The sequence below is a fragment of the Pedobacter sp. genome (assembly GCF_035566355.1).
Taxonomy (GTDB): domain Bacteria; phylum Bacteroidota; class Bacteroidia; order Sphingobacteriales; family Sphingobacteriaceae; genus Pedobacter.
On the sequence record NZ_DATMRL010000193.1, the window covers coordinates 1 to 3,590 of the forward strand.

The window sequence follows — 3,590 nt, forward strand, 5'->3', positions numbered from 1 at the left end:
TACCCTGCTGCAACAGGAATATTTAAAACTGTACAAGCAAGTTGGTGTTAACCCACTTGGAGGCTGTTTGCCAATGCTGTTGCAATTGCCAATCGTAATGGCCTTTTTCTTCTTTTTCCCGAACTTGTTCGAACTTAGAGGACAGAGCTTCCTTTGGATGCATGACCTTTCAACCTACGATGATTTCATTAAATTCGGTTTCCATTTACCATTTATTGGTGATCACTTAAGTTTAATGTGTATCCTGATGACGATATCTACATTGATCTATACCTATTTCAACAACCAGATCTCCGGAGCAACAGGCCAAATGAAGTACATTGGTTATATTATGCCAATCATTTTCCTCGGTGTACTGAACGACTACCCTTCTGGTTTGAACTATTATTACTTCCTGGCCAACATGCTTACTTTCGGCCAGCAATTCTTAATTAAGAAAATGGTAAACGACGAAAAGATCCACGCCATCTTAAAAGAAAACAAAACCAAACCTCAGGAACCAAAGAAAAAATCAAAGTTCCAGTCCAGGTTGGATGACTATATGCGTCAGCAACAACAAATAAAAGCTCAGGATAAAAAGAAATAATCTGAGTTTAATGTAATATTTTTAAAAGGTGCCCCAAAAAGGCACCTTTTCTTTTTAAATCTGCCGCTCTATTAATTATAATATTAATTTTGATCTGCAAATGATGATGCAGCCATTTAAAAAACACACAAATGAAATTTCGTAATGTATTATGCGCAGCACTACTGGTAGGCAGCAGTGTTTCTTTAAAAGCCCAAACCGATTCGGGAACGCCCGGGTCTCAGCGCTTCACTTTCTCTCCCGCCTATGAGTTTTTACGCTCCACTCACGGCAACTTCTTTAATGGTCCCTCACTGAAGGTAAATTACAACTCCCCCTCTCGCTTTAAACTGGGACTGGGTATTGAATATTCCTCTTCAGCCGTGCATCACGATAACGGTTACGTTCTTTACCATGTTAAATTTCTTCCTGTGTATGCCAACGTAAAATACGAGTTGGCAAAAAAGGGAAAACTGATGCCTTATGCCGAAGCTTCTGCAGGTCTTTCTTTTACCAGGTATGATGAGGCTACCGATGAAGAGCCACTTAAAACCACAAAAATCAAGGAAAACGGCTTATATCTATATGGCGGCCTTGGACTTCGTTATGAGGTATGTAAATGGTTTAAACCATTTGTAGGTGTCGGCCTTAAAGGCTTCCAAAATTCCTTCAATGACCTCGATGTGAACCCTCATGGCATCACTTTCCATATTGGTGTAAGTATATAGCCCTCAACTCATAATTATTCATTAATCCAGACCAGACTATGCAAAAAAAACTTACCCTTTTTTTCCTCCTAGCTGCCAGTGTTACTTATGCACAAAAAAGACCACTTGATCATACTGTTTATGATACCTGGGAAAGCGTTGGACCTAAACAACTTTCCAATAATGGCCAATGGGCAGGTTTCAGTATCCTGCAGCAAGAAGGTGATGCCAGTTTATACTTCAACAATCTGTTAAATAATAGTAAAAAAATAATCCCCAGAGGATCGTCTTTAAAATTCAGTACAGACTCTAAGTTTGCTGCATTTTTAATCAAACCACAGTTCAAAGAAACCAGACTGGCTAAAATCAAGAAGAAGAAACCAGAAGAGATGCCTAAAGACAGTTTAGGTTTAATTAACCTAAGCAGCATGGCCATCACCAAGGTACCCAGAGTTAAATCTTTCAGTTTTCCTGAAAACGGAGCAGCCTTAGTAGCTTACCAACTTGAAAAACCACTTGATACGGCAAAAAAAGGAAAAACAGACGCAGAACAGAAAAAAGATGCCGCCGATTTCTTTGCAGAAGACGAAAAAGCAGATAAAGGAGCAAAGGAAGGATCAGAACTGATCTTCAAAAACCTGGCTACTGGTACAGAACGCTCTTTCAAATTTGTAACGGAATATGCTTTCAGTAAAAATGGCAAACAGCTGGCTATTGCCTGTTCAGGATCTAAAAAAGACAAAACAGCCCCTATTGGTGTATTCCTTCTAAATACAGAAAAAGGCAGTCTGAAAACCTTAGTTTCAAAAAAGGGGACCTATAAAGGTTTTATCTTTGATGAAGATAGCGAACATTTGGTTTTCCTGGGAGAAAACAGCCCGGAAAAGAAAGAAATTAAAGATTATAACATCTACTATAACTCGCTGACACTCGATACTGCACAAGTACTGGTAGAGAATATTTTTCCAGGCATGCCAGCCAAATGGGCCATCAGCGGTGATGGAAAACTGACTTTCAGTAAAGACGGAGATAAGCTATTCTTCGGTATTGCACCGGTAAAAAAAGAAAAAGATACAACACTCGTAGATTTTGAACATGCAAAATTAGACATCTGGGGGTATAAAGATGATTACCTGCAGCCTATGCAATTGAAAAATGCAGACAAAGAATCAAAAAGAAGCTACCTGACCTATATCGATATCTTCAATAGCGACCCTAAAATTGTACCGCTCACCGACGTAAAACTTCCAGACGCAAGCATCATTAACGAAGGCACCTCGAGGTATGTACTCGCTTCTACCGACTATGGGAACAGAATCCCTTCACAATGGACCGGCAGTACCACCAGGACCTATTATCTTGTAGACACCAAAACAGGTACCAGAAAAAAGATCGTAGAAAATCTGAACGGACGTGCGATGGCCTCTCCTGCCGGCAACTATGTCCTTTATTTTGATAAAAAAACATCAAACTGGTACAGCTACAATACCACAACTGAAAAGACTGTTCAACTCAATACAGGCATGAACATAAAATTTGCAGACGAAGAAAACGATGTGCCAGATGATCCGGAAGCCTATGGACTAGCCGGATGGACAGAAGAAGACAAAGCCGTACTTCTCTATGACCGCTATGATATCTGGTCTTTCTCTCCGGACGGAAAATCTTCGGCAAAAAATGCAACCAATGGTTTTGGAAGACAAAACGGAATCACGTTCCGTTATCAGGCCACCGATACCGCAGCCCGTTTCATCAGCAAAAAAGAAGATGTTTGGCTAAGTGCCTTCAACAACAACACTAAAGAAAATGGCTTTTACCGCAGCAACCTTGGAGATACAAAAAACCCGCAGCTTGTTGTTATGGCGCCTTTCAAATATTCTACACTGGTTAAAGCAAAGGATGCAGAACGCTATATCTACGACAAAGGCAATTACTCCACTTCTCCAAACGTGTATGCTTCAACAGATCTGAAAACAGAAACCAAACTCAGCAATACCAATCCACAACAGCAAAATTACAACTGGGGTACTGCAGAATTGGTAAAATGGACAACACCTAAGGGTTTTAAATCTGAGGGTATACTTTATAAACCTGAGAACTTTGATCCTAATAAGAAATATCCTATGATTGTTTATTTCTATGAGAAACTCTCTGAAGGTCTTTACAGCTATAATGCACCAGCCCCTACGCCATCCAGATTAAATATTCCGTTCTTTGTGAGCAATGGCTATCTGGTGTTTGCACCTGATATCAGTTACCAGACAGGTCATCCAGGTCAGTCTGCAATGGAATACATCAATTCTGGTGTTGAATCCTTA

General features: G+C 40.0%; 3 protein-coding genes. All 3 read left to right on the forward strand.

Annotated elements, in window-relative coordinates; genetic code table 11:
• Positions 1-586, forward strand: a 586-nt coding sequence (yidC, locus tag VNZ46_RS07605; RefSeq protein ID WP_325559476.1) for a membrane protein insertase YidC, incomplete at its 5' end; no start/stop codon positions are given.
• Positions 587-717: 131 nt separating this feature from the next.
• Positions 718-1,293: a hypothetical protein gene (locus tag VNZ46_RS07610; RefSeq protein WP_325559477.1), complete on the forward strand. Its 576-nt coding sequence runs from the start codon at positions 718-720 to the stop codon at positions 1,291-1,293.
• Positions 1,294-1,331: 38 nt separating this feature from the next.
• A partial coding sequence (locus tag VNZ46_RS07615; RefSeq protein ID WP_325559478.1) for a S9 family peptidase occupies positions 1,332-3,590 on the forward strand: 2,259 nt, incomplete at its 3' end.